This window comes from Mycobacterium helveticum, assembly GCF_007714205.1.
Classification (GTDB): domain Bacteria; phylum Actinomycetota; class Actinomycetes; order Mycobacteriales; family Mycobacteriaceae; genus Mycobacterium; species Mycobacterium helveticum.
In genome coordinates this window covers 1-331 of record NZ_VMQU01000384.1, presented here as the reverse complement: position 1 = coordinate 331, position 331 = coordinate 1, and the positions used below count along the sequence as shown (strand labels likewise).

1 pseudogene is annotated in these 331 nt (G+C 65.0%); it reads right to left on the bottom strand.

Annotated features, from left to right (window positions below):
- Positions 1–13: 13 nt before the first annotated feature.
- Positions 14–247, bottom strand: a pseudogene (locus FPZ47_RS28050) (transposase); the annotation flags it as partial.
- Positions 248–331: the final 84 nt, after the last annotated feature.

Below are 331 nucleotides of genomic sequence, written 5' to 3'. Positions count from 1 at the left end.
GGCTCTTCGTAATTCAGAGTGCATTGACAAGTTGGTGGAGTGCTCCGCTGTGTAGTAGTGAGCGCCAACGGTAGTGGGTGAGGTTGCGGAATCCGAGGGCGTTGCGGCGCAATGCTTCCAGGCGGCCGTTGATGGCCTCGGTGGGTCCGTTGGAGACGTGGTGGTCGAAGAAGGCCAGGATGTCGGCGCGGCGGCGCGATAGCGTGCGGCCGAGTTGGGCGATCTCCTCCAATCCGGCGGGTACGCCGCGCCGACTTCCAGGCGGCCGTTGATGGCCTCGGTGGGTCCGTTGGAGACGTGGTGGTCGAAGAAGGCCAGGATGTCGGCGCGG